The organism is Actinomycetospora chiangmaiensis DSM 45062 (genome assembly GCF_000379625.1).
Taxonomy (GTDB): Bacteria; Actinomycetota; Actinomycetes; order Mycobacteriales; family Pseudonocardiaceae; genus Actinomycetospora; species Actinomycetospora chiangmaiensis.
This window is the reverse complement of sequence record NZ_KB903244.1, coordinates 325,597-347,847: the sequence shown is the minus strand read 5'-3', so window position 1 is coordinate 347,847 and position 22,251 is coordinate 325,597. Positions and strand designations below refer to the sequence as shown.

Annotated in this window: 23 protein-coding genes; 18 read left to right on the top strand and 5 right to left on the bottom strand. The window is 74.5% G+C overall.

Annotated elements, in window-relative coordinates; translation table 11 throughout:
- The first annotated feature begins 86 nt into the window (after nucleotides 1–86).
- A complete protein-coding gene (locus tag A3CO_RS0123520; RefSeq protein ID WP_026204923.1) occupies nucleotides 87–1,130 on the top strand; it encodes an alcohol dehydrogenase catalytic domain-containing protein in 1,044 nt (347 codons plus the stop codon).
- A gap of 515 nt (nucleotides 1,131–1,645) precedes the next feature.
- Here A3CO_RS0123520 and A3CO_RS0123510 read toward each other — a convergent pair.
- Together A3CO_RS0123510 and A3CO_RS0123505 are read right to left on the bottom strand one after the other, a co-directional pair.
- On the bottom strand, nucleotides 1,646–2,887 hold the full coding sequence (locus tag A3CO_RS0123510) for a geranylgeranyl reductase family protein (RefSeq protein ID WP_018334707.1): 1,242 nt from the start codon (nucleotides 2,885–2,887) through the stop codon (nucleotides 1,646–1,648).
- Nucleotides 2,888–2,911: 24 nt separating this feature from the next.
- Entirely contained in the window at nucleotides 2,912–3,322 is a 411-nt protein-coding gene (locus A3CO_RS0123505; RefSeq protein WP_018334706.1) for a secondary thiamine-phosphate synthase enzyme YjbQ, read from the bottom strand.
- Between the two features lie 128 nt (nucleotides 3,323–3,450).
- Here A3CO_RS0123505 and A3CO_RS0123500 point away from each other — a divergent pair, with 128 nt between their 5' ends.
- A complete protein-coding gene (locus tag A3CO_RS0123500; RefSeq protein ID WP_018334705.1) occupies nucleotides 3,451–4,236 on the top strand; it encodes an SDR family oxidoreductase in 786 nt (261 codons plus the stop codon).
- Nucleotides 4,237–4,325: 89 nt separating this feature from the next.
- The gene (locus A3CO_RS36245; RefSeq protein WP_018334704.1) at nucleotides 4,326–5,618 is read left to right on the top strand and encodes a hypothetical protein; all 1,293 of its coding nucleotides are present in this window, start codon (nucleotides 4,326–4,328) and stop codon (nucleotides 5,616–5,618) included.
- 9 nt (nucleotides 5,619–5,627) lie between these two features.
- Here the strand turns inward: A3CO_RS36245 and A3CO_RS0123490 are convergent, their stop codons facing one another.
- Nucleotides 5,628–6,053 carry an anthrone oxygenase family protein gene (locus A3CO_RS0123490; RefSeq protein WP_018334703.1) on the bottom strand — a complete coding sequence of 142 codons (426 nt, stop codon included), beginning with the start codon at nucleotides 6,051–6,053 and terminating at the stop codon, nucleotides 5,628–5,630.
- 38 nt (nucleotides 6,054–6,091) lie between these two features.
- Here A3CO_RS0123490 and A3CO_RS0123485 point away from each other — a divergent pair, with 38 nt between their 5' ends.
- On the top strand, nucleotides 6,092–6,649 hold the full coding sequence (locus tag A3CO_RS0123485; RefSeq protein WP_018334702.1) for a TetR/AcrR family transcriptional regulator: 558 nt from the start codon (nucleotides 6,092–6,094) through the stop codon (nucleotides 6,647–6,649).
- A 36-nt stretch (nucleotides 6,650–6,685) separates the two neighbouring features.
- On the opposite strand, the gene A3CO_RS0123480 is transcribed toward A3CO_RS0123485, so the two are convergent.
- Complete coding sequence (locus A3CO_RS0123480) at nucleotides 6,686–7,144, bottom strand: DUF4439 domain-containing protein (RefSeq protein WP_018334701.1); 459 nt, start codon at nucleotides 7,142–7,144, stop codon at nucleotides 6,686–6,688.
- Nucleotides 7,141–7,599 (bottom strand): hypothetical protein, encoded by a 459-nt coding sequence (locus tag A3CO_RS0123475; protein WP_211214537.1) that lies wholly within the window; start codon nucleotides 7,597–7,599, stop codon nucleotides 7,141–7,143. Before A3CO_RS0123475 ends, A3CO_RS0123480 begins: the two co-directional genes overlap by 4 nt.
- Before the next feature lie 80 nt (nucleotides 7,600–7,679).
- Between A3CO_RS0123475 and rimP the strand changes: the two genes are divergently transcribed.
- The 14 genes from rimP to A3CO_RS0123410 all read left to right on the top strand — a co-directional run bounded on the left by rimP (nucleotide 7,680) and on the right by A3CO_RS0123410 (nucleotide 22,242).
- Nucleotides 7,680–8,246 (top strand): ribosome maturation factor RimP, encoded by a 567-nt coding sequence (gene rimP, locus A3CO_RS0123470; RefSeq protein ID WP_018334699.1) that lies wholly within the window; start codon nucleotides 7,680–7,682, stop codon nucleotides 8,244–8,246.
- Entirely contained in the window at nucleotides 8,243–9,241 is a 999-nt protein-coding gene (gene nusA / locus A3CO_RS0123465) for a transcription termination factor NusA (protein ID WP_018334698.1), read from the top strand. Before rimP ends, nusA begins: the two co-directional genes overlap by 4 nt.
- A gap of 50 nt (nucleotides 9,242–9,291) precedes the next feature.
- Entirely contained in the window at nucleotides 9,292–9,681 is a 390-nt protein-coding gene (locus A3CO_RS37215; protein ID WP_211214536.1) for a YlxR family protein, read from the top strand.
- A gap of 61 nt (nucleotides 9,682–9,742) precedes the next feature.
- On the top strand, nucleotides 9,743–12,880 hold the full coding sequence (gene infB / locus A3CO_RS0123460; RefSeq protein WP_018334697.1) for a translation initiation factor IF-2: 3,138 nt from the start codon (nucleotides 9,743–9,745) through the stop codon (nucleotides 12,878–12,880).
- A 25-nt stretch (nucleotides 12,881–12,905) separates the two neighbouring features.
- On the top strand, nucleotides 12,906–13,202 hold the full coding sequence (locus tag A3CO_RS0123455; RefSeq protein WP_018334696.1) for a DUF503 domain-containing protein: 297 nt from the start codon (nucleotides 12,906–12,908) through the stop codon (nucleotides 13,200–13,202).
- A gap of 21 nt (nucleotides 13,203–13,223) precedes the next feature.
- The gene (gene rbfA / locus A3CO_RS0123450) at nucleotides 13,224–13,703 is read left to right on the top strand and encodes a 30S ribosome-binding factor RbfA (protein WP_018334695.1); all 480 of its coding nucleotides are present in this window, start codon (nucleotides 13,224–13,226) and stop codon (nucleotides 13,701–13,703) included.
- Between the two features lie 76 nt (nucleotides 13,704–13,779).
- Entirely contained in the window at nucleotides 13,780–15,126 is a 1,347-nt protein-coding gene (locus A3CO_RS0123445; RefSeq protein ID WP_018334694.1) for an MATE family efflux transporter, read from the top strand.
- Nucleotides 15,127–15,203: 77 nt separating this feature from the next.
- The gene (fabG, locus tag A3CO_RS0123440; RefSeq protein WP_018334693.1) at nucleotides 15,204–15,965 is read left to right on the top strand and encodes a 3-oxoacyl-ACP reductase FabG; all 762 of its coding nucleotides are present in this window, start codon (nucleotides 15,204–15,206) and stop codon (nucleotides 15,963–15,965) included.
- 60 nt (nucleotides 15,966–16,025) lie between these two features.
- Entirely contained in the window at nucleotides 16,026–16,712 is a 687-nt protein-coding gene (locus tag A3CO_RS0123435) for a hypothetical protein (protein WP_157647808.1), read from the top strand.
- A 37-nt stretch (nucleotides 16,713–16,749) separates the two neighbouring features.
- Nucleotides 16,750–17,676, top strand: coding sequence for a tRNA pseudouridine(55) synthase TruB (gene truB / locus A3CO_RS0123430; RefSeq protein WP_033414850.1), 927 nt, complete (start codon nucleotides 16,750–16,752; stop codon nucleotides 17,674–17,676).
- A 188-nt stretch (nucleotides 17,677–17,864) separates the two neighbouring features.
- Complete coding sequence (locus tag A3CO_RS0123425; protein ID WP_026204921.1) at nucleotides 17,865–18,806, top strand: bifunctional riboflavin kinase/FAD synthetase; 942 nt, start codon at nucleotides 17,865–17,867, stop codon at nucleotides 18,804–18,806.
- Nucleotides 18,806–19,312, top strand: coding sequence for a 2'-5' RNA ligase family protein (locus A3CO_RS33995; protein WP_018334689.1), 507 nt, complete (start codon nucleotides 18,806–18,808; stop codon nucleotides 19,310–19,312). The genes A3CO_RS0123425 and A3CO_RS33995 overlap by 1 nt, the downstream gene beginning before the upstream one ends.
- 150 nt (nucleotides 19,313–19,462) lie before the next feature.
- Nucleotides 19,463–19,732: a 30S ribosomal protein S15 gene (rpsO, locus tag A3CO_RS0123415; protein WP_018334688.1), complete on the top strand. Its 270-nt coding sequence runs from the start codon at nucleotides 19,463–19,465 to the stop codon at nucleotides 19,730–19,732.
- A 212-nt stretch (nucleotides 19,733–19,944) separates the two neighbouring features.
- Nucleotides 19,945–22,242, top strand: coding sequence for a polyribonucleotide nucleotidyltransferase (locus tag A3CO_RS0123410; protein ID WP_018334687.1), 2,298 nt, complete (start codon nucleotides 19,945–19,947; stop codon nucleotides 22,240–22,242).
- Nucleotides 22,243–22,251: the final 9 nt, after the last annotated feature.

The window sequence follows — 22,251 nt, the reverse complement described above, 5'->3', positions numbered from 1 at the left end:
GAGGATGTCCCGGAATCGGACAGTCGCCGTGTGGCCTGCGCCATAGCGTCGGGGACGCAGAGCGGGCGCAACCAGCGGAGGTCGCGATGAAGGCCCTTGTGTACCACGGTCCCGGTCGGAAGGCCTGGGAGGACGTCCCGGACGCCGCGATCGTCGAACCCACCGACGTCGTCGTCAAGGTCGACACCACGACGATCTGCGGCACCGACCTGCACATCCTGCAGGGCGACGTGGCCGCCGTGACCGACGGCCGCATCCTCGGCCACGAGGCCGTCGGCACGATCACCGAGGTCGGCGGCGCCGTGCGCGGGTTCTCGGTGGGCGACCGGGTCCTCGTCCCCGCGATCACCAAGTGCGGGCGCTGCGAGTACTGCCAGCGCGGCATGCCGTCGCACTGCCAGACCGTCGGCGGGATCGGCTGGATCTTCGGGCACCTCATCGACGGCACCCAGGCCGAGTACGTGCGGGTGCCCTACGCCGACACCTCCCTCTACGCCGTCCCCCCGGAGGTCACCGACGAGCAGGCCATCTTCCTGGCCGACTCGCTGCCCACCGGCTACGAGGTCGGGGTCCTCGCAGGCGGGGTGCGGCCCGGTCACACGGTGGCCGTCGTCGGCGCCGGGGCGGTCGGACTCTCCGCGGTCCTGACGACGGGTCTCTGGGGCGCCTCCAAGGTCATCGCCATCGATTCGAACAAGTTCCGGCTCGAGAAGGCGATCGAGTTCGGTGCGACCGACGCGGTCGAGGTCGGGCCGGGCACGGTGTCGGACGTCGTCGGGCTGACCGACGGGCTCGGGGTCGACGTGGCCATCGAGGCGGTCGGCTACCCGGAGACCCTGCTGACCGCGGCGTCGCTCGTGCGGCCCGGCGGGACGATCGCCAACGTCGGTGTCCACGGCACGCCGGTGGAGATCCCGATGCAGGACATGTGGATCGCGAACGTGACCCTGACGATGGGCCTGGTCGACACGGTGTCGATCCCGACGCTGCTGAAGATGGTCGCCTCGGGCCGCATCCCCGCCGAGAAGATGGGGACGCACTCGTTCACCTTCGACCAGATCGACGAGGCCTACGACGTGTTCGGCAATGCGGCGGCGAACCTCGCGCTCAAGGTCGTCATCACGCCCTGATCCGGGCGCGGCCGCTGCTCCGCCTCGACACCGGAGGGTGGTGGGCCCCCTGTCGAGGTTCCGGGCGACCTCACGGACGGGTCGGTCGGTCGCGACGGGCCACGCGTCGGCGTCCCACGCGTCGTCGCCCCGGTCCTCGTCCCCGGCCAGGTGCGGCCGCAGGACCTCGTCGCAGTGCACGCGCAGTTCCTGCTCGACGTACGCCGGGTCGGTGGCCGCGGCGATCGAGGTCAGGAACTCCTCGGCCTCCGCCAGGGCGCCGGCGTCATGGCCGTCGGCGGCCAGCGAGGCCAGACAGTCGAGCACCGCGCGCACGCCCACCGTGCCGAGGACGTCTGCGGCGACGGCCCGCGCGAGCAGCGGCACCCCCGACGTGGCGAGGGTCGACGCCAGCTCGGCACGGGGGTCGGACGGCAGGTCCTGCGGCATGATTCGAACACTAGTACGAAGGTCTGACAGTCACGCCCCGTCGCGACGCGGGCGCGGGCGGAGTCGGGAGCGGCAGGGTCGGGTCGTCAGCCCGCGACCGGCGTCCGCAGGTCGGCCGCCGGGAACGGGGGCAGCTCGTCGGCCTTCAGCGACGCCTTCCCCGCCAGCCGCCACGCCCGGGCCACCACGTCGTGGTCGGCCTCGGTGACGAGGTTGCCCATCACGCGCAGGGCCACCGTCATGAGCGCCTTCGACCGCATACCCACCGGACCCGCGACGGGGAGCAGCTTCGGCACCGTCAGGAGCTTCGCGAGGCGGCGGGCGATGGAGAAGGCCGAGCCGTAGTGCGAGCGCAGGGTCGCCGGCCAGGCGAGCGACCAGTCGTCGGCGTCGAACAGGTCGACGACGAGCCGGCCGGTCTCGAGCCCGTAGTCGATGCCCTCGCCGTTGAGGGGGTTCACGCAGCCCGCGGCGTCGCCGACCAGCGCCCAGTTGCGGCCCGCCACGCCGGACACGGCGCCGCCCATCGGTAGCAGCGCCGAGGCGACGTCGCGGACCTCGCCGGAGAGCTGCCAGTCCTCCCGGCGCTGCGCCGCGTAGTGCTGGATGAGGGACCGGAGCCGGACGTTGGCCGGACGCCTGTCGGTGGCGAGCGTCCCGACGCCGATGTTCACCGACCCGTCGTGCAGCGGGAACACCCAGCCGTAGCCGGAGAGCACCTCGTTCTCGGTGCCGCGCAGCTCGAGGTGCGAGGAGATCCACGGGTCGTCGTGGCGCGCCGAGGTGATGTAGCCCCGCGCGGCGACACCGAACGCCGTGTCCTTGTGCCAGACCCGCCCGAGCACCCGGCCCAGGGTCGACCTCGCCCCGTCCGCGACGATCAGCCGACGGCAGGAGATTCGCGACCCGTCGTCGAACACGACCGCGGACACCGCGTCCCCGGCGAACTCCACGTCCACCGCGCGGCGGCCCTCGACGGGCACCGCGCCGCGCTCCAGCGCCACCGAACGGATGCGGGCGTCGAGCTCGGTCCGTGCCACCGCGCCCCCGTGCGCGGGGAGCGAGCCACCCGGCCACGGCAGCGTCAGGAGCTGCCCGAACCCGGCGGCACGCAGACCGCGGTTCTCGCCCCGGCCGCGGACCCATTCGCCGAGTCCGAGCTTCGTCAGCTCGGCGATCGCGCGGGGGGTCAGGCCGTCGCCGCAGGCCTTGTCGCGGGGGAAGACGGCGGCGTCGGCGAGGACGACGTCGTGGCCCGCCTGCGCGGCCCACGCGGCCGCGGACGAGCCGGCCGGGCCGGCGCCGATGACGAGGACGTCGGTGTTCACGTCGTCCAGGATGCCAAGATCCGCTCAGCCCGCGAGCAGGCTGAGACGAATCTTGCGCGAGGGGTTGTCGGTATTGGTGTCGACCAGGCAGACCGACTGCCACGTGCCCAGCGCCATCCGCCCGCCGAGCACCGGCACGCTCATGGACGGCGCAATCAGCGCCGGGAGCACGTGGTCGCGCCCGTGGCCGGGGGAGCCGTGACGATGCCCCCAGCGGTCGTCGGCGGGGAGGATCTCGTGCAGCTGGCGCAGCAGGTCGGAGTCCGACCCGGCGCCCGTCTCGATCACCGCGATCCCCGCGGTCGCGTGCGGGACGAACACGTGCAGCAGGCCGTCGTCCGCGCCCGCGTCGCGCAGGAACCGTTCGCACTCCGCCGTGATGTCCCGGACCGTCTCCTGCTCGCCCGTCCGGACCTGGATCTCCTCGCTGCGCATCGCCGAGGAGCCTACGTCCGCCGTCCCGACGACAGGTGCGCGAGACTCCGCGCCACGAAGCCGGATTTCCTGCCACTGGGTGCCAGCAGTGACGCATTGCTGGCACGGGAGCCCGAGAGGAGCAGCACATGACCGACGTCGCCGTCGTCACCGGCGCGGGACGGGGGATCGGCGCCGGCCTGGCCCGGGCGCTGTCGGACCGCGGGCTCCACGTCGTGGTCACCGACGTCGACGGCGCCGCTGCGACGCGGACCGCCGACGCCCTGCCCGGCCCGGCCACCGCCCTCCCGCTCGACGTGCGCGACCCCGGCGCCCACCGGTCCGTCGCGGCCGCGGCGGCCGACCTCGGCGAGGTCACGGTGTGGGTCAACAACGCCGGCGTGCTCTCCACCGCCCCGGTCTGGGAGGCCACCGACGCCGAGGTCACCGCGACCGTCGAGATCAACACCCTCGGCGTGGTCCACGGCTGCCGGGCCGCGGTCGACGTGATGCGCCGCGGCGACATCCTCAACGTCGTCTCGCTCTCCGGGCTCGGCCCGACGCCGGGTCTCGCGATCTACGGCGCCTCCAAGGCCGCCGCGCTCTCCTACGTCCAGGCCCTGCACACCGAGCTCGGCGGGGCCCGGCGGCCGATCCGCTGCCTCGCGCTCTGCCCCGACGCGGTATCCACCGAGCTGCTGCGCGCGGTGTCCGACCGGCCGTCGTCGGCGCTGCTGTTCACCGGCCCGCGGGTGCTCGGTGTCGACGAGGTCGTCGCCGCCGGGATCGCGATGCTCGACGGCCGGCGCGAGCTGCGGGTGCTCCCCGGGTGGCGGGGTTGGCTCACCCGGACGCAGTCGATGCTCCCGACGGCGGCGCGCACCCTCACGCCGATGGTCGCCCGGATCGGCGAGCGGCGGCGTCCGGGCGGGTGACCGACGCGACAAGGCGGGGGTCGTGACGCTTCCGTGATCTCGGCGGCTACCGTGAGCGCCGCCCGTCGTCACCCGGTCGTGGAGGTCGGATGCTCCTCGTCGCCCCGGATCCCCGTCACGGGATCGCACCGGAGCGCGTGCGCCGGACCCGTCGTCTGCTCGACGGGCTCCCCACGGCACCCGGGGTGGCCGTCGCGCTGCCGGGCGGTCCCGACGGCGTCCTCGACGCCCTCGTGCTCCGGCCCGACGGGGTCCTCGGGCTCGTCCCGGCCGGGGACCGGGTGCCGGTCCCCGCGGGCCCGGGCGGTGCGGCCGGCGCGCAGGACCGTGCCGCCGCCGAGATCGACCGGCTGCTCGCCCTCGCCGACCCCACGCCCACGGCGCCCCGCCAGGTCGTCCCCGTGGTCGACCGTCCGGCGCCGGACCGTCGCGACCCGGAGCGCACCGCCGAGGACGCGGGCATCGGGGTCGCCACCGCCGCGAGCCTCGTGCTGACCGCCTCGTCCGGCCCGACGGTGCTCGACGCCGCCGAGGTCCGCCGGCTCTTCGCCGCCTGGCGGCTGGCCGAGTTCGTGCCCGACCCGGTCGACCTCGCGGCCGCCGGCTTCGCGGGGTCGCTCCCGCCCGGCGCGGTCCCCGCCGCCCGGTCCGCGGCCGTCTCGAACCCGGGCGGGCCCCTCGCCCGCCCGGCCACCGCGCCCCTCACGGTGGCGCCCGGGTCCGTCCCGGGCCCGGAGGAGTCGCCGCGGCTGGGGGGCATCCCCGGCGACACCCGCCGTCGTCGGCGGGCGCGGCGGGAGGTGGCGCTCCCGGCCCTCCCGGGGTGGATGGCGACCTGGCGCGGCCTCGGTGTGGCCGCGACGGTCGCCTTCGGGCTCGCGCTCGGCGTCGCCGTGCTGGTGGTGCGCAGCGGCGGGACCGCGCCCGAGGAGATCTCAGCCGAGCCGGTGCGCGTGGTGGACGGCATGTCCTGGACCCAGCGCGTCGTCACCACGGAGCCGACCTGCGAGGGCCACGCCTACGGCCTCGCCGTGCAGTTCCTGCAGGAACGCCCGTGCACGCAGCTCGACCGCGCGCTCTGGACCGCCGACGCCGGCGGCACCCCGGTCGTCGCGTCGGTCGCCGTCGTCCGGATGCACGACGCCGCGTCCGCCGCGGCCCTCAAGTCGCTCGTCGACTCCTCCGGCACGGGCAACGTGGCGGACCTGCTCCGCGAGGGACACGGCTACCCGGGCGCCCCGACCGGGCTCTCCGGCGCCGGCTACGCCTCGACGCAGCTCGGGGAGTCCGTCGTCATCACCGAGACCGACGGCACCGGCGGGGCGAAGGTCCCGGAGTCGACGCTGGATCGCGTGGCCCGGACCGCGCTCGGCCTGCGGTAGCACCCGCCGTCAGGCGAGGTGGGCGGCGGCCAGGAGCACGAAGGCGAGCAGGGCGGCCGACGAGCGCACCACGTCGATCCGCTCCCACCGCCGCACGAGGCCCTGCCATCCCGACGGCGGGTCGGCCGGGTCCCAGCGCGCGATGCGCATGTTGACGGGCACGGTCCCGACGCCGGTGACCAGGACGAAGACCGCGAGCGCCCCGACGGCGGCCCAGGCCACGGCGTCGCCGCCCCGGGCCACGACCACCACCGTGACGACGACGGTCGGCACGATCACGACCGGGACGACCACGCGCAGCCGGTGCACCAGGGCGACCCGCGCGCGGACGTGGGCGTCGTCGGGCAGCGCCCGCAGGGCCGGGGCGAGCCCCCAGCGCACGAGCAGCTCGCCGCCGGCGAGGACGCCGCACAGGACCAGGCAGAGCACGGACATGGCACCCTCGTTATCGATCGACCGGTAAGTTGGCGGGCATGCCGAAGCGCGCGGGGGCGAACGCCGGGCCGGAGACCCGGGAGGCGGTGCTCGTGGCCGCGCGCCGGCTGTTCACCGAGCGCGGGTACGACGCGACCTCGATGCGGGACGTCGCGGCGGCGGTCGGCCTCACCAACGCGGCGCTCTACTACCACTTCGCGGGCAAGGAGGCCCTGCTGGCGGCCCTCTCCGAGCAGCGGCGCGACGAGATCGACGCGCTGCTCGCCTGGGTCGGCGAGCAGGAGCCGGGGCCCGGCCTGCTTCGGGAGACGGCCCTGCGCCGGGTCGACACGGCCTCGCAGGAGCAGCTCGACGGCCTGCGGTTCGCGCTGGCGAACCGTCCCGCCCTCCAGCGGGCCACCACGCCCGAGCAGGCCGTCCCTCCCGGAATCGACGCCCTCGTCGACGTCCTCGCGGCCGGGGCCGACCCGACCCGGCGCGTGGTGGTCCGCCTCGCCCTCGAGGCCGTCAGCTGCGCCGGGCTCGCCGCCGGGCCGGACGCCGACCTGGAGACGGTCCGCGAGGCCGCCCGGGTCATGGTGCTCGCGCTGACATGAGGGCAGCTTACTTACCGGCTGATCGGTAAACAAGCCTCACGTGGCCCCGGGCGTGCCCGGGAGGGGTGCCACGGACGGCGTGATGCCGGCGAGCACCCGCCAGCGCCGCCCGGTCGTCGCGGCCGCCGTCATCGCCCCGACGCCGGTGGTCCGCAGCCCCCGGTCGTCGGTGCGCTCCAGCACGGCCCGCCAGGCCGTGGCGACGTCGTCCTCGGCCACCACGAGCAGGGCCGCGGCGCTCGCGGCGTCGGTCACCGGCCGGGGGGTGGCGTAGGCGGCCGCGGCGGGCACCGGCGGCTGACCCGCCGCCTCGAGCTGGGCGATCAGCGCGTCCCGGCGCTGCCGGTGGGCGAGCGCCGCGTCCGCGAGCGGCTGGGCGGCGGAGGCGGGCAGGAACGCGGTCGCGAGCCCGTAGCACCAGACCGCGGCGTGCTCCGCGCCGAGGGCGGCCTGGGCGGCGTCCCGGGGGTCCGGGGAGTCCAGCGGTGCGGTCATGCGGCCAGCGCCTCCGCCCAGCCCGCGCACGAGGCCGCGACGGACGCGACGAGCCCGGCGCGGTAGCGGGCCGTCGTGACGGCGAGCGCGCCGCCGGCGTCGCGGGCCGCGCCCAGCGACCGCGTGAGCGAGGCGGTCGCGTCGGCGGCGGACGGCGGGTTCCCGACGGCCGGTGCGGGGGCGTCGAGCACCTCCGCGCGGTCCGGACGGGCCCGCCGGATCTCCGCCGCGAGCGCCTCGGCGTGGACGCGTCGGGCGTCGGCGACCGGGGTGAGCCGGGCGGCGGCGTCGGGGAACGCGCCGGCCGCGGCGGCGGCCAGGGCCGCGTCGGCCCGCGCGGCCGCCCACGGCGCCTCGAGCTCGTCGGGCCCCTCGTCGCGGGCGCACCCGGTGGCCCCCAGGGCGACCGCACCCGCCGCCAGGACGGCGAAGGATCGACGGGACAGGAGCGGCATCACCGGCCATCGTGCCAGCCGGGGGCGGGACTACTCTGGGGGCACCGCTCCCTCACCGTCCTGGAGGCTGACCCGTGCCCGTGGGCCCACCCACCGGTGCCGCCGCCACCGCCCTGACGCCCGTCGTTCTCGACGTCGTCGAGCGGGCCGGCTTCGTGCTCGACGACCTCGACGTGCGCCCTGCAGGCCGCCGTCTCCTCGTCCGCGTCACCGTCGACACGCCCGACGCACCCGCCGTCGACGACGGCCCCGCCGGAGGCGTCGACCTCGACGCCGTCGCCGCGCTGAGCCGCGACGTCGCCGCGGCCGTCGACGCCCACGAGGAGGCGCACGGCGCGGTGCTGGGGGAGTACACCCTCGAGGTCTCGACCCCCGGCACCGACCGGCCGCTGACCGAGCCCCGGCACTGGCGCAAGGCGTGGCTGCGCCGCGTGGCGGTCACCCTCACCGACGGGACGAAGCTCTCGGGCCGGGTCGGTGCCGTGACCGACGAAGCGGTCACGCTCGCCGTCGAGAAGGGACTGCAGGAGGTCCCGCTCGACCGGGTGGAGCGGGCCGGGGTCGAGGTCGAGTTCAAGCCGGCGCCCGAGGCGCAGGTCGAGGCCCTGCGGGATGACCGATCGGACAAGGAGAAGGTGCAGCAGTGAAGGTCGACCTGATGGCCCTGCGCGCGATCGAGCGTGACAAGGACATCGCCTTCGAGACGGTCGTCGCGGCCATCGAGTCGGCCCTGCTGACCGCCTACCGCCAGGCCGGCAACGAGGCGCCCGGCGCGCGGGCCGAGGTCGACCGCACCTCCGGGGAGATCCGCGTCCTCGTCCCCGAGACCGGCGAGGACGGCGAGACCGTCGGCGAGGTCGACGACACCCCCGCGGGCTTCGACCGCATCGCGGCGTCGACGGCCCGGCAGGTCGTCGTCGCGAAGCTGCGCGACGCGGAGAACGACCGCAGCTACGGCGAGTACGCCACCCGCGAGGGCGAGGTCGTCTCCGGGGTCGTGCAGCGCGACGCGCGGGCCAACGCCCGCGGCGTGGTGGTCGTCGACATCGGCACCGTCGAGGGCGTCATCCCCTCCGCCGAGCAGGTGCCCGGGGAGAAGCTGGAACACGGCGAGCGGGTGCGCTGTTACGTGGTCGGGGTCTCGCGGACCCCGCGCGGCACGGCGGTGACGCTCTCCCGGACGCACCCGAACCTGGTGCGCAAGCTGTTCGCGTTCGAGGTGCCCGAGATCGCCAGCGGCGCCGTGGAGATCACCGCGATCGCCCGCGAGGCGGGCTACCGCTCCAAGATCGCCGTGCGGTCCACCGTGCCCGGGCTCAACGCCAAGGGCGCCTGCATCGGACCCATGGGCGCCCGGGTGCGCGGCGTGATGGACGAGCTGCACGGTGAGAAGATCGACATCATCGACCACTCGGACGACCCGGCGGAGTTCGTGGGCAACGCCCTCTCGCCGTCCAAGGTGGTCTCGGTCGAGGTGGTCGACCTCCGCGCCCGCGCCGCCCGCGTCGTCGTGCCCGACTACCAGCTCTCGCTGGCCATCGGCAAGGAGGGTCAGAACGCCCGCCTCGCCGCGCGGCTCACGGGCTGGCGCATCGACATCCGCTCGGACGCGGAGCCCGGCTCCGACCTCGTCGCGCCCTGAGCGTGGGTACGGGGCTTCGGCGACGCGGCGAGGACGCGGTAGAGTCAGACATGGCCCGGACCCGTCCGGTACACCACGAGGTTCCACCGATCGAAGGACCGGTGCGCACCTGTGTGGGGTGCCGATCGCGGGGGCCGGTGTCGCAATTGCTGCGAGTGGTGGCCGTGGACGGGACCTGTGTGCCCGACCCACGGCGTCGCGAGCCGGGGCGGGGTGCCTGGGTGCATCCCGACGCCGACTGTCTGCACCGCGCGGAGCGCCGATCGGCGTTCCCCCGGGCGCTGCGCGTCCCGGGGCCGTTGGATCTCGGTGCCCTGCACGCACTGCTCGCACCGCAACCGACACCGACCGACCCGAGCGCAGGCCCCGACGCCCGTCGGGGTCGGAGAACCAGGAAGCAGGTCGACCCCCATGAGCCAGCCGTGAAGCACTCGCGATGAGCGCGCAGGCGTAGGACACGAGGTCGCGGGCATGCCGCCGACCTCGAGAATGAGGAGATCAGTGGCAGGCAAGGCCCGGGTGCACGAGCTCGCGAAGGAGCTCGGCGTCACCAGCAAGCAGGTACTTTCGCAGTTGGAGTCGCTCGGCGAGTTCGTGAAGTCCGCGTCCTCGACGGTCGAGGCTCCCGTCGCGCGCAAGCTGCGCGACTCCATGAACGGCGGCGGCAACGGTGGCCCGTCGCGCGGCCCGCGTCCCGGCGCCCGCCCCGGCGGCTCGTCCTCCGGCGGCAACGGCAACGGCAGCGCGTCCGCCCCGGCTCCCGGCCCGCGTCCCGGTGGCGCACCGCGTCCCGGCCCGGCGGCCCCGGCCGCTCCCGCGGCCCCGGCCGTCCCTGCGGCCTCCGCTCCGGCGGAGTCGGCGCCGGCCGCGTCCGCGCCCAGCCCGGCGGCCCCGCGGCCGTCCGACGCCCCGCGTCCGGGCGCCGAGCGCCCGGGCCCGCGTCCCGGGCAGGACCGTGGCCAGGACCGTGGGCAGGACCGTGGGCAGGACCGTGGTCCGCGCCCGAGCGGCACCGACCGTCCCGACCGTCAGCCCCGTGGCATCCCGAAGCCGGGCAGCCAGCGTGGCGGCACCGTCGAGCGTGGCGGCGACCAGCGCCAGGGCGGTCCCCGTCCCGGCCAGGGCCGTCCCGGCGACCAGCGTCCCGGCGCGCCGCGCCCGGGCCAGCAGGAGCGTCCCGCGGCCGCTGCGGCATCCGCCGGCGACACCTCCACCGCGCCGCGTCCGTCCGCCCCGCGCCCGGGTCCGAAGACCCCGCGGGTCGGCAACAACCCCTTCGGTGTCGGCTCCGGGGCCCCGCCCCGTCCGCAGGCACCGCGTCCCGGTGGCGGCGGCACGGGCGAGCGCCCGCCGCGTCCGCCGCGGGACGGCGAGGCCCCCATGCCGCGTCCGCCGCGTGACGGCGAGCGCCCGGCGGCGAACGACCGTCCGCCGCGTCCCGGTGGTTCCGGCGGCGCGAACCCGGGCAACATGCCCCCGCGCCCGAACCCCGGCATGATGCCGGCCCGTCCCGCCGGTGCGCCCGGTCGTGGCGGTCCCGGTGGCCCCGGTCGTGGCGGCCCCGGTGGTCGTCCCGGTGGCGGCGGCGGTCGTCCCGGTGGCGGCGGCGGTGGCTTCCGTCCCGGTGGCGGTGGCCCCGGTGGCGGTGGTGGCGGTGCCCCCGCGGGTGGTTTCCGCGGTCGTCCCGGTGGTGGCGGTGGCCGCGGCCGTGGTGGCGGCGCCGCGGGTGCGTTCGGTCGCGCCGGTGGCCCGGTGCGCCGTGGTCGCAAGTCGAAGCGGCAGAAGCGTCAGGAATTCGACAACATGCAGGCGCCGTCGGTCGGCGGTGTCCGCCTGCCGAAGGGCAAGGGCGAGACCGTCCGGCTGCCCCGCGGCGCGTCGCTGACCGACTTCGCCGAGAAGATCGACGCGAACCCCGCGTCGCTGGTCCAGGTGCTGTTCCACCTGGGCGAGATGGTCACGGCCACCCAGTCGGTGTCCGACGACATCCTCGAGCTGCTCGGCGGCGAGATGAACTACGACGTGCAGGTCGTGTCCCCCGAGGAGGAGGACCGCGAGCTGCTCGAGTCGTTCTCGATCAGCTACGGCTCCGACGAGGGCGACGAGGACGACCTCGCGGCCCGGCCGCCGGTCGTCACCGTCATGGGTCACGTCGACCACGGCAAGACGCGCCTGCTGGACACCATCCGCAAGACGAAGGTGGCCGAGGGCGAGGCCGGCGGCATCACCCAGCACATCGGCGCCTACCAGGTCGAGACCGAGCTGGAGGGCGAGGAGCGGCTCATCACGTTCATCGACACCCCGGGTCACGAGGCGTTCACCGCCATGCGTGCCCGTGGTGCGAAGTCCACGGACATCGCGGTGATCGTGGTCGCGGCCGACGACGGCGTCATGCCGCAGACGGTGGAGGCGATCAACCACGCCCAGGCGGCCGACGTGCCGATCGTGGTCGCGGTGAACAAGATCGACAAGGAGGGCGCGAACCCCTCCAAGATCCGTCAGCAGCTCACCGAGTACAACCTCGTCGCCGAGGAGTTCGGTGGCGACACGATGTTCGTCGACATCTCGGCACGCGAGAACATCAACATCGACGGGCTGCTCGAGGCCGTCCTGCTCACCGCGGACGCCTCGCTGGACCTCCGGGCCAACCCGGACATGGAGGCCCAGGGTGTCGCGATCGAGGCCCACCTCGACCGTGGCCGCGGCCCGGTGGCGACCGTCCTGGTCCAGCGCGGCACGCTCCGCGTCGGGGACTCGGTGGTCGCGGGCGACGCCTCCGGGCGTGTCCGACGGATGCTCGACGAGTTCGGCGAGGACGTGCGCGAGGCCCTGCCCTCGCGCCCGGTGCAGGTCATCGGCTTCACGTCGGTGCCCGGTGCGGGCGACACGTTCCTGGTCGTCGACGAGGACCGCGTGGCCCGGCAGATCGCCGACCGGCGGCGTGCGCGTGAGCGCAACGCCCAGCTGGCGAGCCGCCGCAAGCGCATCTCGCTCGAGGACCTCGACGCCGCGCTGAAGGAGACCAACGAGCTCAACCTGATCATCAAGGGTGACAACTCGGGTACGGTCGAGGCGCTCGAGGACGCGCTGGTGAAGCTGGACGTCGGCGACGAGGTCCAGCTGCGGGTCCTGCACCGCGGGGTCGGTGCGATCACCGAGGGCGACATCAACCTCGCGATCGCGTCCGACGTCATCGTCATGGGCTTCAACGTCCGTGCCGAGGGCAAGGCCACGGAGCTGGCCAACCGCGAGGGCGTCGACATCCGCTACTACTCGGTGATCTACCAGGCCATCGACGAGATCGAGGCGGCCCTCAAGGGCATGCTCAAGCCGATCTACGAGGAGGTCGAGCTCGGCACCGCAGAGGTGCGCGAGGTCTTCCGCTCCTCGCGCATCGGCACGATCGCGGGTTGCCTGGTCACCGAGGGGATCATCCGGCGCAACGCCAAGGCCCGACTGGTCCGCGACGGTGCGGTCGTCGCCGAGAACCTGACGATCAACTCGCTCAAGCGGTTCAAGGACGACGCGACCGAGGTCCGCGACGGCTACGAGTGCGGTCTGACGCTCGGGTCGTTCAACGACATCAAGGTCGAGGACAAGATCATGACCTACGAGATGCGGGAGAAGCCGCGCGAGTGACGGTCATGGTGAGCTCGGGGACGCCGTGTTCGTAGGCGTCCTCGAGCTCGACCTGCTGCTCGGGGACGTGTTCTCGATCAAGCAGAAGCGCTCGGTCGTGCGACCCGTCGTCGCCGAGCTGAAGCGGAAGTACGCGGTCTCGGTCGCCGAGGCCGGACACCTCGACCTCCACCGCCGCGCCCTCATCGGCGTGGCGGTGGTGGCCGCGGACGCCGAGCACGTCTCGGACGTGCTCGACCACTGCGAGCGCCTGGTGAGCTCACACCCCGAGTTCCAGGTGCTCTCCGCGCGGACCCGCTGGCTCGGTCCGCACGACGACTGATCTGTTGGAGGATGGCCCGAGATGGCCGATGCACCCCGCGCCCGGCGGCTCGCCAAGCGGATCATCCAGATCGCCGCCTCGACGCTGGAGCACGAGGTGAAGGACCCGCGCCTGAAGCTGGTCACCATCACCGACGCCCGCGTCACCGCGGATCTCCGCGAGGCGACGGTGTACTACACCGTCTACGGCGACGAGACCGACCACGACAACTCCGCGACCGCGCTCGCCAGCGCGACCGGTGTCGTCCGGACCGCGGTCGGACGCCAGACCGGTGTCCGCCACACCCCGTCGATCGCGTTCGTCCCCGACGCGGTGCCCGAGGGCGCCGCGCGTATGGAGGAGCTGCTGGCCGGAGTCCGCGCGGCCGACGAGGAGGTCGCCTCGCTCGCGTCCGGCGCGAGCTACGCCGGCGAGGCCGACCCGTACCGGAAGCCGCACGAGGACGACGACGAGGACGGCCTGGACGAGGACGACCCCGACGACGGGCCCTCCCGCGCCTGATCACCCTGCCCCTGGTGGCAGGGAAGCGTCGTTGCTGTCACCCAGTGGCAGAGAAGCCACATCGTCGGGGAGCCCGGTGACCACCTCGCTCGACGCCGGGCCCACCCGGGTGCTGTCGCTCTCCGCGGCCGCCCTGGTGGTGCTCGTCGCGGAACCGCTGTACCTGCTCGTCGACACCGCCGTGGTGGGCCGCCTCGGGGCCCTGCCCCTGGGCGCGCTCGCCGTCGGCGCGGTGGTCCTCGCACAGGTGTCCTCCCTGGGCACGTTCCTGGCCTACGGCACCACCGCACGGGCCGCGCGGGCGTTCGGCGCCGGCCGTCGCGACCGCGCGGTCGCCGAGGGCGTGGCCGCCACGTGGCTGGCGGTGCTCGCGGGTGTCGCGGTCGTCGTGGTCGGTCAGCTGCTGGCCCGGCCCGTCGCGGACGCGCTCGGCGGCGGTGGGGTCCTCGCCGACGAGGCCGTCGGCTGGATGCGGATCGCGCTGTTCGGCGCGCCCGGCATCCTCGTCGCGATGGCCGGCAACGGCTGGATGCGCGGCGTGCAGTCGACCCGCGCCCCCGTCGTCGTGGTGCTCGCCGGCAACGGGGCCTCCGCGATCGCGTGCCCGATCCTGGTGCACGGGGTCGGGCTCGGCCTCGAGGGCTCGGCCATCGCGAACGTCGGGGCGCAGACGGTCGTGCTCCTGCTCTTCGTCGGGGCGCTCGTGCGCGAGACGGGGCGCCTCGGCGTGACCCTGCGGCCAGTGGGCGCCGACCTGCGCGCCCAGCTCGGGCTCGGCCGCGACCTCCTGCTGCGCAGCCTCGCGTTCCAGGCCTGCTTTCTCTCCGCGACCGCCGTCTGCGCGCGGTTCGGGGCGTCGTCGGTCGCCGCGCACCAGGTGGTGCTCCAGCTGTGGGCCTTCATGGCGACGGTGCTCGACTCCCTCGCGATCGCGGCGCAGCAGCTGGTCGGCGCGGCCCTGGGCGCCGCGGCGGCCGCCTCCGCGCGCATCGTCACCCGGCGGGTCACCGGTTACGGCATCGCGCTCGGCGTCGTGGCCGGCCTCGTGTTCGCCGCGCTCGCGGGCGTCCTGCCGCGCGTGTTCACCCCCGACCCGACGGTGCTCGCCACCATCCCGGCCGCCTGGTGGTTCTTCGTGGCGCTGCAGCCGGTCGCCGGGTTCGTCTTCGCCCTGGACGGGGTCCTGCTCGGCGCGGCGGACGCGGCGTTCCTGCGCCGGCTCACGCTCGGGTGCGCGCTCCTGGGCTTCCTCCCCGCGATCTGGGCGTCCCTGGCCTTCGGGTGGGGCCTGGCCGGGGTGTGGGCCGGACTGTCGCTGTTCATGCTCGGCCGCGCGGTCGGGGTCGGACTCCGGGCGCGGGGCGATCGGTGGATGGTGACGGGGGCGAGCGCAGCGACGGGGAAGGTGACCGGTCAGGCGTGACCGGTCCCACCCGTCGTCCGGAAAGCCCCGGGTGCAGGATGGGCCGGAACCGACCCGTACCAGGAGGTCCTCCTGTCATGACCGCTCCCACCCCCCGCGTCGCGATCGTCACGGGCGCCGCCCGCGGTCTCGGGGCCGCGACCGCGCTGCGTCTGGCCGCCGACGGGCTGGCCGTCGCCGTGATCGACCTCGACGAGTCCGCCGCGAAGGGCACCGCGGACGCGATCACCGAGGCCGGCGGGACGTCGATCGCGGTCGGCGCGGACGTGTCCGACAACGACGCCGTCACCGCGGCGGTCGAGCGGATCGTCGCGGAGCTCGGCCCGCCCACGGTGCTGATCAACAACGCCGGGATCACGCGGGACAACCTGCTGTTCAAGATGACCGAGTCCGACTGGGACCAGGTCATGGGCGTGCACCTGCGCGGCTCGTTCCTCATGACCCGCGCGGTCCAGGGCCACATGGTCGCCGAGCACTTCGGCCGCATCGTGAACCTGTCGTCGACCTCGGCGCTGGGCAACCGCGGCCAGGTCAACTACTCCGCGGCCAAGGCCGGCCTGCAGGGCTTCACCAAGACCCTCGCCATCGAGCTCGGCCGCTTCGGCATCACCGCGAACTGCGTCGCCCCCGGCTTCATCGCCTCGGAGATGACGAAGGCGACCGCCGAGCGCCTCGGGCAGGACTGGGAGGAGTGGCAGGCCGCGCGCGCCAAGGAGATCCCGGTGCAGCGCGTCGGCGTCCCGGAGGACATCGCCAACATGGTGTCGTTCTTCGTCGACGAGCGTGCGGGCTATGTGTCCGGCCAGGTCATCTACGTCGCGGGCGGCCCGAAGACGTAGTCCTCCTTCCCGACGACGGGTCGGGTCACGCTGTCGGGGGGTTCTGGTTCCATCCCGGGCATGGATGGACGGTGGGATCCGGGCGCGATGGCGTGGCTCCGGGAGGTACGGGACCGGTGGCGGGCCCTCGGGGTGCTCGGGCTCCTCGAGGACGCCGTCGCCGCGGTGTGGGAGCACAACGTGGCGCGCCACGACCCGGCCGTCGCGGGGGACACGGCGCTGACGCTCGGCCTCACCTCGTCGGAGAACCTGCGCACCCGGCTGCTCGCGGTGGCGTCGGAGTGGGCGGGACGGGGCGTGCGGATCGGGGCGCCCCGCAACTCGCTGGTCGTCGAGCACGAGCACGTGGCCCTGCACGCGATGAAGGCACCGCCGGGTCACGGCCCGGCGCCGAACTTCGCCGCGTTGCGCTGGGACGGCGCCCTCCGCGTCGACGCCGCGGCCGAGAACGGTGCGGGCTACCTGCCGGTCGGCGGTCAGCTCGCGCTGGACGGCTTCCCGGTGCCCCGGCGGGCGCCGGAGCGCGAACCGGGCCTGCGCCACGTCGTGCTCGTGTGGACGGGCCGGCCGAGCACGATCACGACGACGGGGTGGCTCGCCGTCCCGTGGGAGGGGGCGATCGGCGCCGACCCGCCCGGGCCGGCGTGGCTCGCGGCGCTGCCGGTGTGGTCGCACGGCCCACCGGACGTGCCGCACCCGCCCGACGTCCCCGCCGTCTCGATCCCCTTCGGGCTGCTGTGCCCCTGATCGCCGTGGCCGCCCGGGCAGGGGAGGATCCCGGGTGATGAACGCCAAGGCTCCCCGCCGCCCGCCCCCGCCGCCCGGCCTGCTCGTCGTCGACAAGCCCGCCGGGTGGACCTCGCACGACGTCGTCGGCAAGGCCCGCCGGCTCGTCGGCACCCGGAAGGTCGGGCACGCGGGCACGCTCGACCCGATGGCCACCGGGGTCCTGGTCCTCGGCATCGAGCGGGCGACGAAGCTGCTGGGGCACCTCGCGCTCGACACCAAGACCTACCTCGCGACCATCCGGCTCGGGGCCGCCACCACCACCGACGACACCGAGGGCGAGGTCACCGCCACGGCTGACGCGTCCGCCGTCACCGACGCCGCGGTCGACGCCGGCGTGGCCGCCCTGACCGGGAACATCGAGCAGGTGCCGAGCACGGTGTCCGCGATCAAGGTCGACGGCCGCCGCGCCTACGAGCGCGTGCGGGCCGGCGAGGAGATCGTGCTGCCCGCGCGGCCGGTGCACGTGGCCCGCTTCGACGTCCTCGACCGACGCCACGAGGGGGAGGCGCTCGACCTGGACGTGCTCGTCGACTGCTCGTCAGGCACCTACGTGCGGGCCCTCGCGCGCGACCTGGGCGCCGCACTGGCGGTCGGCGGTCACCTGACGGCGCTGCGTCGGACCCGGGTCGGGCCGTTCACCCTGGCCCACGCCCGCACCGTCGACGAGCTCGTCGCGGAGGCGGACGGGGAGGCGGGCCGGGCCGGGCTGTCGCTGGACCTCGACGCCGCCACCGGCACGGCGTTCCCCCGCCGCGACGTCGACGCCGCCGGAGCGGCCGACCTCGCCCACGGCCGCCCGCTGCCGCCGACCGGCGAGCCCGGCACCACGGCCGTGTTCGGCCCGGACGGGCACGTCGTCGGGCTGGTCGCCGACTCCGAGGGACGCGCCCGCCCGGTGCTGGTGCTCGCGCCGGCGAGCTGAGTCGGCCCGGCCGTCCGCGAGGGTCACGTGGAGCAGGTCCAGCGGCGCTCCGGCCTGCCCGGTGTGACGCTCGCGAAACGGCCCGACACCGGGTGAGGTGACGCCGCCCCCGTCCCGGGGAAGCCCACCGGGCCCGGCCGTAGGCTGGGCATGATCCGACGACACCCCCGCGGGGAGGCCCGAGGCACGTGCAACGCTGGCGCGGTCGTGACGGCGTGCCCCCCGGCTGGGGTCGCTGCGTGGTGACCATCGGCGTGTTCGACGGGGTGCACCGCGGTCACCAGCAGCTCATCGGCCACGCGGTCGAGCGGGCGCGGGAGCTCGGCGGCCTGCCGACCACCCTCATCACGTTCGACCCGCACCCGAGCGAGGTGCTCCGCCCCGGGTCGCACCCGGCGCAGCTGACCACGCTCGCGCGCCGGGCGGACCTCGTCGCCGGTCTCGGGATCGACGCGTTCTGGGTGCTGCCGTTCACCACCGACTTCGCCCGCGTGGAGGCCGACGAGTTCGTCCACGAGCTGCTCGTCGACCGGCTGCACGCCTCGGCGGTGGTGGTCGGCAAGAACTTCACCTACGGCTACCGCGCGGCCGGGGACGTCCCGGAGCTCGTGCGGCTCGGCCAGCGGTTCGGGTTCGAGGCGGTCGGCCTCGACCTGGTGGAGGACGGAGACCGGGGGCGCACCGTGACCTACTCGTCGACCTACATCCGCAGCTGCATCGCGGCGGGCGACGTCGAGGCCGCCGCGGACGCCCTCGGACGCCCGCACCGCGTCGAGGGCGTGGTGGTCAAGGGCGACCAGCGCGGCCGCGACCTGGGCTACCCGACGGCGAACGTCGCCGCGACGGCCCACGCCGCGATCCCCGCCGACGGCGTCTACGCCGGCTGGTTCATCCGCGACGGGGAGAAGCTGCCGACGGCGGTGTCGGTCGGCACCAACCCCACCTTCTCGGGGCAGCAGCGGACCGTGGAGGCGTTCGTCCTCGACCACACCGAGGACTTCTACGGCCAGCGGGTCGGCGTCGAGTTCGTCGCCCGGGTGCGGGGCCAGGAGCGCTTCGACTCGGTCGAGGAGCTCATCACGGCGATGGACGGCGACGTCGCGAACACCCGCAAGCTCCTCGGGATCTAGTGCGCCTGTTCGTCGCGGTGTTCCCCGACGAGGCGGTGAACGCCGCCGTCGACGCGGTGGTCGCGGATCTCGACCGGGACCGGTGGCGGCCCGTCGCCCGCGAGCGTCGGCACGTGACGCTGCGCTTCCACGCCGACGCGGACCCCGGGGCGGTCGCCGCGGACCTGCGCCGGGGACTCGCCGGCGGGACGGCGACCACCGGCCTGCACTGCGCCGGGGCGGGGGTCTTCGGCTCCGCGCTGTGGCTGGGCGTGCACCCCGACGACGAGCCCGCGTGGCAGCGGGTCCTGCAGGCCGTCGCCACCGACCCCGCCGACCACGTCGCCCACCTCACCGTGGCGCGGGGGAGCGGACCGGTGCCCGCGGCGCTGCGGGACCACCACGGTCCGCGATGGCGCCCGGACGCGGTCGCCCTCGTCGCGAGCGGGACGCCGTACCGGGTGCTCGAGCGGTTGCCGCTGGTCGGCGCACCGGGCGCCGACGAGGCCGTCGGAGGTCCCCGGTAGACTCGGGAGTGATCCGGCTGCGGTCCGTGGTGGCCGGGCACCGAGACGTGGGAGAACGCGGCGTCGCGCCGCACCCGCCGTCGGGAAGACACACGGTACCGGGCGTCCGAGCCCGGGTACGGCATCGAAGACACGAGGAGCACCACCGACGTGGCCCTGACCACCGAGCAGAAGAAGTCGATCCTCTCCGAGTACGGCGTGCACACCACCGACACGGGGTCTCCCGAGGCCCAGGTGGCGCTGCTGACGAAGCGGATCACCCAGCTCACCGAGCACCTGAAGCAGCACAAGCACGACCACCACTCCCGCCGCGGCCTGCTGCTGCTGGTGGGTCGCCGCCGCCGCCTGCTGAAGTACGTGGCGTCGGTGGACATCAACCGCTACCGCACGCTGATCGAGCGTCTCGGCCTGCGCCGCTGACCCCCCGGGCCGCCCGCGACACCCTCGCGGGCGGCCCGATCTGCACCACCGACACCTGAACACGAGCCCCGCCGCCGTCGCCCCACCCGGGGAGGACCCGGTCTCCGACAGTGGCTCCCGGAACGAGCGTCCGGGCGCTTCGATCGAAGACCGGTCACGTCACCAGGTGGGAGGCGCGGGACTCGCCTCACCGTTCCCTCTGGAGGCCACCCATGGCGAACTCCGCCACACCTGCCGTCGTCGACACCGAGACCGGGGTCCACGAGACCACCGCCGTCCTCGACAACGGCGCTTTCGGCAGCCGCACGATCCGCTTCGAGTCGGGCCGCCTGGCCCGCCAGGCCGCGGGTGCCGTCGTCGCCTACCTCGACGAGGAGACGATGCTCCTCTCGGCGACCACCGCGTCGAAGCGGCCGAAGGACAACTTCGACTTCTTCCCGCTGACCGTGGACGTCGAGGAGCGGATGTACGCCGTCGGGCGCATCCCCGGCTCGTTCTTCCGGCGCGAGGGCCGCCCGTCGACCGACGCGATCCTCACCTGCCGCCTCATCGACCGCCCGCTGCGCCCGACGTTCGCCGCGAACCTGCGCAACGAGGTCCAGGTCGTCGTCACGGTCCAGAGCCTGGACCCGAACGACCCGTACGACGTGCTCGCGATCAACGCCGCGTCGGCCTCCACCCAGATCTCCGGCCTGCCCTTCGAGGGCCCCGTCGGCGCCACCCGCGTCGCCCTGATCAACGGCCAGTGGGTCGCGTTCCCCACGTGGGAGCAGCTCGAGGACGCCGTGTTCGACATGGTGATCGCGGGCTCGATCACCTCCGACGGCTCCGACGTCGCGATCTCCATGGTCGAGGCCGAGGCCACCGACAAGGCCGTCTCGCTCGTCGCCGGGGGCGCCCAGGCGCCCACCGAGGAGACCGTGGCCGCCGGCATGGAGGCCGCGAAGCCGTTCCTGCGCACGCTCTGCGAGGCGCAGCAGAACCTCTACACCTCGCTCGGCGTGTCGACGAAGGACTACCCGACCTTCCCGCCCTACCAGTCCGACGTCCTCGACGCCGTGACCTCCGCGGCCGGCGACGAGCTGGACAAGGCTCTCGCGATCGCGGGCAAGCAGGAGCGCGACGCCGCCCAGGACGCGGTCAAGGAGCGCCTGGTCACCGAGCTCGCCCCCAAGTTCGAGGGTCGCGAGAAGGAGATCGGCGAGGCGTTCCGGTCGCTGACCAAGTCGACCGTCCGGAAGAAGATCCTCACCGAGGGCTTCCGCATCGACGGCCGCGGCGTCACCGACATCCGGCCGCTGGCCGCCGAGGTCGAGGTCATCCCGCGCGCGCACGGCTCGGCGCTGTTCGAGCGCGGCGAGACCCAGATCCTCGGCGTCACCACGCTGAACATGCTGCGCATGGAGCAGTCGATCGACTCCCTCACCCCGGAGACGACGAAGCGCTACATGCACCACTACAACTTCCCGCCGTTCTCCACCGGCGAGACCGGCCGCGTCGGCTCGCCGAAGCGCCGCGAGATCGGCCACGGCGCGCTCGCCGAGCGGGCGCTCGTCCCGGTCCTGCCGACCCGCGAGGAGTTCCCCTACGCGATCCGGCAGGTCTCCGAGGCCCTCGGCTCCAACGGCTCGACGTCGATGGGCTCGGTCTGCGCCTCGACGATGTCGCTGCTCAACGCCGGTGTGCCGCTGAAGGCGCCGGTCGCGGGCATCGCGATGGGCCTCGTCTCGGGCGAGGTCGACGGCCAGGAGACCTTCGTCGCGCTGACCGACATCCTCGGTGCCGAGGACGCGTTCGGTGACATGGACTTCAAGGTCGCCGGGACCAAGGACTTCGTGACGGCGCTGCAGCTCGACACGAAGCTCGACGGCATCCCCTCGGAGGTCCTCGCCAAGGCCCTCACCCAGGCCCGCGGCGCCCGCCTCGCGATCCTCGACGTCATGGCCGAGGCCATCGACTCGCCCGACGAGATGAGCGAGTTCGCCCCGCGCATCACCACGGTGAAGGTCCCGGTCGACAAGATCGGCGAGGTCATCGGCCCGAAGGGCAAGATGATCAACTCGATCACCGAGGAGACCGGCGCCGACATCTCCATCGAGGACGACGGCACGATCTACGTCGGTGCGGCCGACGGGCCGAGCGCCCAGGCGGCGGTCGACCGGATCAACGCCATCGCCAACCCGCAGATGCCGAAGATCGGCGAGCGCTACCTCGGCACCGTCGTCAAGACGGCCGCCTTCGGGGCCTTCGTCTCGCTGGTGCCGGGCCGCGACGGCCTGGTCCACATCTCGAAGCTCGGCGGCGGCAAGCGGATCGGCAAGGTCGAGGACGTCGTGAACGTCGGCGACAAGATCCGCGTCGAGATCACCGACATCGACAACCGCGGCAAGATCAGCCTGCTCCCGGTCAAGGAGGACGACGCGGCGGACGCGTCGGCCACCAACGGTGCCCCGCAGGGCACCGGGGCCGAGGGCGCGGGCGCGAAGCCGGCCGCGGAGGCGACCTCCTGACCGGCCTGA

Coding starts and splice junctions, on each gene's coding strand:
- A3CO_RS0123520 (WP_026204923.1), top strand. CDS start 87: ATGAAGGCCCTTGTGTACCACGGTCCCGGTCGGAAGGCCTGGGAGGAC.
- A3CO_RS0123505 (WP_018334706.1), bottom strand. CDS start 3,322: ATGCGCAGCGAGGAGATCCAGGTCCGGACGGGCGAGCAGGAGACGGTC.
- A3CO_RS0123500 (WP_018334705.1), top strand. CDS start 3,451: ATGACCGACGTCGCCGTCGTCACCGGCGCGGGACGGGGGATCGGCGCC.
- A3CO_RS36245 (WP_018334704.1), top strand. CDS start 4,326: ATGCTCCTCGTCGCCCCGGATCCCCGTCACGGGATCGCACCGGAGCGC.
- A3CO_RS0123490 (WP_018334703.1), bottom strand. CDS start 6,053: ATGTCCGTGCTCTGCCTGGTCCTGTGCGGCGTCCTCGCCGGCGGCGAG.
- A3CO_RS0123485 (WP_018334702.1), top strand. CDS start 6,092: ATGCCGAAGCGCGCGGGGGCGAACGCCGGGCCGGAGACCCGGGAGGCG.
- A3CO_RS0123480 (WP_018334701.1), bottom strand. CDS start 7,144: ATGACCGCACCGCTGGACTCCCCGGACCCCCGGGACGCCGCCCAGGCC.
- A3CO_RS0123475 (WP_211214537.1), bottom strand. CDS start 7,599: ATGCCGCTCCTGTCCCGTCGATCCTTCGCCGTCCTGGCGGCGGGTGCG.
- A3CO_RS37215 (WP_211214536.1), top strand. CDS start 9,292: ATGGCCCGGACCCGTCCGGTACACCACGAGGTTCCACCGATCGAAGGA.
- rbfA (WP_018334695.1), top strand. CDS start 13,224: ATGGCCGATGCACCCCGCGCCCGGCGGCTCGCCAAGCGGATCATCCAG.
- fabG (WP_018334693.1), top strand. CDS start 15,204: ATGACCGCTCCCACCCCCCGCGTCGCGATCGTCACGGGCGCCGCCCGC.
- A3CO_RS0123435 (WP_157647808.1), top strand. CDS start 16,026: ATGGATGGACGGTGGGATCCGGGCGCGATGGCGTGGCTCCGGGAGGTA.
- truB (WP_033414850.1), top strand. CDS start 16,750: ATGAACGCCAAGGCTCCCCGCCGCCCGCCCCCGCCGCCCGGCCTGCTC.
- A3CO_RS0123410 (WP_018334687.1), top strand. CDS start 19,945: ATGGCGAACTCCGCCACACCTGCCGTCGTCGACACCGAGACCGGGGTC.